Origin of the sequence: Mycobacterium sp. (assembly GCF_044342925.1) — a bacterium.
In the GTDB taxonomy this organism is placed as follows: Bacteria; Actinomycetota; Actinomycetes; order Mycobacteriales; family Mycobacteriaceae; genus Mycobacterium.
This window is the reverse complement of the sequence record NZ_JBIIOV010000171.1, coordinates 1-6,886: the sequence shown is the minus strand read 5'-3', so window position 1 is coordinate 6,886 and position 6,886 is coordinate 1. Positions and strand designations below refer to the sequence as shown.

The 6,886-nt window shown below is 67.9% G+C and carries 4 protein-coding genes; all 4 read left to right on the top strand.

Annotated features, from left to right (window positions below; all coding sequences use genetic code 11):
• A partial coding sequence (locus tag ADBZ6I_RS14885; RefSeq protein WP_526385155.1) for a bifunctional copper resistance protein CopD/cytochrome c oxidase assembly protein occupies window positions 1–1,280 on the top strand: 1,280 nt, incomplete at its 5' end.
• A gap of 148 nt (window positions 1,281–1,428) precedes the next feature.
• Window positions 1,429–1,923: a single-stranded DNA-binding protein gene (locus ADBZ6I_RS14880; RefSeq protein WP_526385153.1), complete on the top strand. Its 495-nt coding sequence runs from the start codon at window positions 1,429–1,431 to the stop codon at window positions 1,921–1,923.
• 36 nt (window positions 1,924–1,959) lie between these two features.
• Window positions 1,960–3,636: an energy-dependent translational throttle protein EttA gene (gene ettA, locus ADBZ6I_RS14875; protein WP_526385151.1), complete on the top strand. Its 1,677-nt coding sequence runs from the start codon at window positions 1,960–1,962 to the stop codon at window positions 3,634–3,636.
• 10 nt (window positions 3,637–3,646) lie between these two features.
• The coding region (locus ADBZ6I_RS14870; RefSeq protein WP_526385149.1) for an NAD-glutamate dehydrogenase domain-containing protein at window positions 3,647–6,886 on the top strand (3,240 nt) is incomplete at its 3' end.

The window sequence follows — 6,886 nt, the reverse complement described above, 5'->3', positions numbered from 1 at the left end:
TGGCTTTCTGGTGCTTCCTGGCGATGACGGTGTCGGGCATCGTCAACACCGTGGTGCGGGTTCGGTTGCCGGACCTGTTCGCCACCTCCTACGGGTGGCTGGTGGTCGCCAAAGTCGTCGCGCTCGTCACGCTGGGGGCGTTCGGCTGGCGACAACGCCGCACCGCGGTGGCCGCCCTGCAGGCCGACCCCAGGGCGCGGAGCCCGCTGCTTCGGCTGGCGACCGCCGAGGTTCTGGTGTTCGGGGCGACGTTCGGTATCGCCGTCGGGCTCGGTCGCACACCGCCGCCACCGCCGGCGGTGAGCGACCCGTCGCCGGCCGAGGTGGCGCTGGGTTACGACTTCGCCGGGCCGCCGACGCTGGCCCGCATTCTGCTGGACTGGCGCTTCGATCTCCTGTTCGGAACGGCTGCAATCGTTTTCGCCGTGGTTTACCTGGCCGGGGTGGTGCGGCTGCGGCGCCGCGGCGACGAATGGCCGGCGGGACGCATCGCGGCCTGGCTGCTCGGCTGCGGGCTGCTGCTGTTCGCCACGTCCTCGGGGATGGGCCGCTACTCACCGGCGATGTTCAGCGTGCATATGGCGGCCCACATGCTGCTGTCGATGCTGATCCCGATCCTGCTGGTGCTGGGCGCTCCCACCACGCTGGCGTTGCGTGCGCTGCCGACCGCCGGGAAGGGCAACCCGCCAGGCCCGCGGGAGTGGCTGCTGGCCGGCCTGCACAGCCGGGTGTCACAGTTCTTCACCAACCCCGTGGTGGCCACCGTGGTGTTCGTGGCCGGGTTTTACGGGTTGTACTTCGGCGGGATCTTCGACGCGGCGGTCAGCCAGCACGCCGCGCACGTGCTGATGAACCTGCACTTCCTGTTGAGCGGATACCTGTTCTACTGGGTCGTCATCGGAATCGACCCCACGCCCCGCGCGGTGCCGCCGCTGGCCAAGATCGGGATGGTGTTCGCCTCGATCCCGTTGCACGCCTTCTTCGGGGTGATCCTGATGGGATCGTCGAACGTGCTGGGCGAACCGTTCTACCGGTCGCTGCAATTGCCTTGGCACACCGATTTTCTCGACGATCAGCGTCTCGGCGGATCGATTGCCTGGGCGGCCGGCGAGGTGCCGTTGGTGGTGGTGATGCTGGCCTTGCTGATCCAATGGCAGCGCAGCGATCGGCGGACGGCAACCCGGCTGGACCGGGCCGCCGATCGTGACCACGACGCCGACATGGTGGCCTACAACGCGATGCTGGCCGAGTTGGCCCACCGCGACCGCGCCGGCCACTGACCCCAGGCGCACTCGACCGGTTGGCCACCCATCCCCAGCGGCCTTTTCATCCACAGCAGGGCCGAGAGGTGTCCGTTGCGACGGCCCTCGCTGTCGGTGCGGTCGTGCCCAATGAAGGCACACATCGCACCGAAGAAAGGATCTGACAATGTTCGAGACACCCATCACCGTGGTCGGGCGCATCATCACCGACCTGCGCCGCCGGGTGGTCGCCGGCCAGGAGGTGATCAGCTTCCGGGTCGCCAGCAATTCGCGGCGGCGTACCGCCGAGGGCACCTGGGAGCCCGGTCAGACGCTCTACATCACCGTGAACTGCTGGGGGAAGCTGGTCACCGGCGTGGGAGCGGGTCTGTACAAGGGGGCGCCGATCATCGCGGTCGGCACCGTGCACACCAGCGAGTACGAGGACCGCGACGGCGTCAAGCGGTCGTCGCTGGAGATGCGGGCCAGCACGGTCGGGCCGGATCTGTCCCGTGCGATCGTCCGGATCGAGCAGCCGCCGCAGTCGCAGGGCGGCCCGGGTGAGCCGGCCGAGGAGACCGCCGCCGGGGACGGCGTCGATCACGACGGCGTCGATCAGGACGTCGATCACGACGATGCGCACGACGATGCGCACGACGAGGGGCTGGTCCTCTCGGCCTGACACAGCCGCCGGATGGGGCCGACCTAGGATGGGCGGGTGGCGGAATTCATCTACACCATGCGCAAGGTCCGCAAGGCTCACGGCGACAAGGTCATCCTCGACGATGTCACCCTGTCGTTCCTGCCGGGAGCCAAGATCGGCGTGGTCGGCCCCAACGGTGCCGGTAAGTCCAGCGTGCTGCGCATCATGGCCGGCTTGGATCAGCCCAACAACGGTGATGCCTTCCTAGCCCCCGGGGCGACCGTGGGCATCCTCCTGCAGGAGCCGCCGCTGAACGAGGAGAAGACCGTTCGGCAGAACGTCGAAGAGGGCCTCGGCGAGATCAAGGTCAAGCTCGACCGGTTCAACGAGGTCGCCGAACTGATGGCGACCGACTACACCGACGAGTTGATGGAGGAGATGGGCCGGCTTCAGGAGGAGCTCGACCACGCCGACGCCTGGGACCTCGACTCTCAGCTGGAGATGGCGATGGACGCGCTGCGCTGCCCGCCGCCGGACGAGCCGGTCACCAAACTCTCCGGCGGTGAGCGGCGCCGGGTGGCCTTGTGCAAGCTGCTGCTGAGCAAGCCGGACCTGCTGCTGCTCGACGAGCCGACCAACCACCTCGACGCCGAAAGCGTCCAGTGGCTGGAACAGCACCTGGCCGACTACAAGGGCGCGATCCTCGCCGTCACCCACGACCGCTACTTCCTCGACAACGTCGCCGAATGGATCCTCGAACTCGACCGCGGCCGCGCCTACCCCTACGAGGGCAACTACTCGACCTACCTGGAGAAGAAGGCCGAGCGCCTCGAGGTCACCGGCAAGAAGGACCAGAAGCTGCAGAAGCGGCTCAAGGAAGAGCTGGCCTGGGTGCGCTCGGGCGCCAAGGCCCGGCAGGCTAAGAACAAGGCCCGCCTGGCGCGCTACGAGGAAATGGCCATCGAAGCCGAGAAGACCCGCAAGCTTGACTTCGAGGAGATCCAGATCCCGGTCGGCCCGCGGCTGGGCAACATCGTCGTCGAGGTCGACCACCTTGACAAGGGCTACGACGGCCGGATCCTGATCAAGGATCTGTCATTCACGTTGCCGCGCAACGGGATCGTCGGGGTGATCGGCCCCAACGGCGTCGGCAAGACCACCCTGTTCAAGACCATCGTCGGTCTGGAAAAGCCCGACAGCGGCACCGTGCGCATCGGCGACACGGTGAAGTTGAGTTACGTCGACCAGACCCGTGCCGGCATCGATCCGAAGAAGACGGTCTGGGAAGTGGTCTCCGACAAGCTCGACTACATCGAAGTCGGACAGAACGAAATCCCTTCCCGCGCCTATGTGTCGGCGTTCGGGTTCAAAGGCCCCGACCAGCAGAAGCCGGCCGGTGTGCTGTCCGGTGGTGAGCGCAACCGGCTCAACCTCGCGCTGACCCTCAAACAGGGCGGCAACCTGCTGCTGCTCGACGAGCCCACCAACGATCTCGACGTCGAGACGCTGGGTTCGCTGGAGAACGCATTGGAGAAGTTCCCCGGCTGCGCGGTGGTGATCTCGCACGATCGCTGGTTCCTCGACCGCACCTGCACCCACATCCTGGCGTGGGAGGGCGACGCCGCCAACGAAGCCAAGTGGTACTGGTTCGAAGGCAACTTCGGTGCCTACGAGGAGAACAAGATCCAACGCCTCGGCGCTGAGGCGGCGCGTCCGCACAGAGTCACCCACCGCAGGCTGACGCGGGACTAGTGTCGGGGCTGTGACCGGCCCGGACTGCGGCGAACTAGCGCAGGCGTACGCGGCGACCTATCGCGGGCCGCACGGCGGAGCGCTCCACACCAGCGCTCAGATCGCCGCAACGCCGGAGGTGCCATCGGCACTGGTGCACGCCCACCAGCAGCTGGCGCACCGACGGCAGCCCGGCGAGACACTCGTCGCTGTCCGCGCCGCCGACGACCCGGGCGGGTTCGGCCCGGCACTGCAGATCGTCACCGATCAGGCCGACATGCTGATGGACTCCGTCACCGTGCTCCTGCACCGGCTCGGAGTCGCCTACGCCGCACTGATGCACCCCGCGGTGCGGGTGCGCCGGGACGCCGACGGCACCCTCACCGGTGTCGAGCCGGCCGGCGCCGAGCCTTCCTCGGCCGCCGGCGCCGACCCCGGCAGTATCGACGAGTCCTGGATCCACATCCAGCTGGCACCGACCGCCAACCAGCGGGCGGTGGACGAAGCGGTCCGGCTGCTGCCGATGGTGGTCGCCGACGCCCGTCAGGTGGCGCAGGATTCCGCGGCCCTGTCGGCCGCCCTGCTGGACCTGGCGCACGAGATCGCCGCCGACGACGGCACCCGATTCCCGGGCGACAACCGGATGGATGTCTCGTACCTGTTGCGCTGGTTCGACGGCCATTTCGTGCTGCTGGGTGCCCAGCGCTGCACCGTGCATGACGCCGACGGCACCGCCACCGCCGATGAGTCCAGCCGGCTCGGGGTGGCCAAGCTGCGCACCGAGGTGCTGCCCGAACTCAGCCGGCCCGGGGAGACGCTGGTGCTCGCCCAGGCCACCATGCCGAGCTTCCTGCGCTACGGCGCCTACCCGTACATCGTGGTGGTGCGGGAGTCCGGCGGGCAGGAGCGCAGCGACTCGGGGGATAGGACCGGCGGGCAGGAGCGCAGCGACTCGGGGGATAGGACCGGCGGGCAGGCGATCGAGCATCGCTTCGTCGGGTTGTTCACCGTCGCGGCGATGAACGCCAACGTGCTGGACATCCCGCTGATCTCCCGGCGGGTCCAGGAAGCACTGGCCCTCTCCCATGACGATCCGCGGCATCCCGGCCAGCTGGTGCTCGACATCATCCAAACCATCCCGCGCTCGGAACTGTTCACCCTGACTGCCGAGCAACTGCTTGACACCGCCGACGCGGTGATCGAGCTCGGGTCGAGCCGGCGCACCCTGCTGTTCCTTCGCACCGACCGGCTCGGTCACTTCGTGTCGTGCCTGGTGTACCTGCCGCGCGACCGCTACACCACCGGCGTCAGGCTGGCCATGCAGGACATCCTGATGCGCGAGTTCGCCGGCGCCAGCATCGACTACGCCGCCCGAGTCAGCGAATCACCATGGGCGGTTGTGCATTTCACCGTTGTGCTGCCAGAGGGGCCGACCAGCCATCACATCGACACCTCCGACGCCAACCGCGATCGGATCCGCGACCTGCTCACCGCCGCCACCCGCACGTGGGGCGACCGGCTGCTGGGTTCGGCACAGGCAGGCGCCATCGACTCCGGCATCGCCGAGCACTACGCCGAGGCGCTGCCCGAGGAATTCAAACAGGTCGTCACCGCCGACGAGGCGATCGCCGACATCGGCATCGTCGAAAGTCTGCAGCCCGATTCGGTGCAATTGCAGTTCGAGCCCGGGGAGGCCGACGGCGAGGTCTACCTGACCTGGTACCTCGGCGGGACGTCGGCGTCGCTGAGCCAGCTGCTGCCGATGTTGCAGTGCATGGGGGTCGAAGTCCTCGAGGAGCGGCCGTTCACGGTGTCGCGTCCGGACGGGCTGACGGTGTGGATCTACCAGTTCAAGATCCGCCCCGACTCGTCGATTCCGCCGCTGGGCAGCAGTCAGGAGTGGGACGACACCGCGGCCCGCTTCACCGACGCCCTCACCGCCATCTGGCAGGGCCGCGTCGAGGTGGACCGGTTCAACGAACTGGTGTTGCGGGCCGGGCTGACCTGGCAGCAGGTCATGCTGCTGCGGGCCTACGCCAAATACCTTCGTCAGGCCGGCTTTCCCTACAGCCAGGCGCACATCGAATCGGTGCTGGGGGAGAACACCTCCACCGCCCGGTCGCTCGTCGCGCTGTTCGAAGCCATCTTCGACCCGGACTCGGCGGGCAAGGGCCGCGACGCCAAGGCCGCCGCGCGCGCCGTCGCCTCTGACATCGACGCGCTGACCAGTCTGGACACCGACCGGGTGCTCCGTGCCTTCGCCTCGATGATCGAGGCCACCTTGCGCACCAATTACTTTGTCACCGAACCGGGTTCGGCTCGTGCCCGCAACGTGCTGGCGATCAAGGTCAATCCCGAACTGATCACCGAGCTGCCGTTACCCCGGCCGAAGTTCGAGATCTTCGTCTACTCCCCGCGGGTCGAAGGGGTGCACCTGCGGTTCGGGCCGGTCGCCCGCGGCGGCCTGCGCTGGTCTGACCGTCGCGAGGACTTCCGCACCGAGGTCCTCGGACTGGTCAAGGCCCAGGCCGTCAAGAACGCCGTCATCGTCCCGGTCGGGGCCAAGGGCGGTTTCGTCGTCAAACGCCCGCCCGCCGACCGGGACGCCTTCCGCGACGAGGGGGTGGCCTGCTACCGGCTGTTCGTCGCCGGCCTGCTCGACGTCACCGATAACGTCGACGCGACATCGGGGCGCATCGTGCCGCCGCAGCGGGTGGTGCGCCGCGATGGCGACGACGCCTACCTGGTGGTCGCGGCCGACAAAGGCACCGCCACCTTCTCCGACATCGCCAACGATGTCGCGAAGTCCTACGGTTTCTGGCTCGGGGATGCCTTCGCCTCGGGCGGTTCGGTGGGCTACGACCACAAGGCCATGGGCATCACCGCCAAGGGCGCCTGGGAGTCGGTCAAACGCCACTTCCGCGAGATGGGGGTGGACACCCAGAGCGAGGACTTCACCGTCGTCGGCGTCGGAGACATGAGCGGTGACGTCTTCGGCAATGGCATGCTGCTGTCCGAACACATCCGACTGGTGGCCGCGTTCGACCACCGGCACATCTTCGTCGACCCCGACCCCGATGCCGCTCGTTCCTTCTACGAGCGTCAGCGGCTTTTCGACCTGCCGCGATCCAGCTGGGAGGACTATGACGCCGCACTGATCAGCGCCGGCGGCGGGGTGTTCAGCCGGCAGCAGAAGTCCATCCCGATCAGTCCGGAGATGCACCGAGCGCTCGGCATCGACGCAGGCGTCACCGAGATGACTCCGCCGGAC

What these genes read in the sequence shown, in the direction of transcription:
- ADBZ6I_RS14880 (WP_526385153.1), top strand. Translation starts at nt 1,429, where the DNA reads ATGTTCGAGACACCCATCACCGTGGTCGGGCGCATCATCACCGACCTG.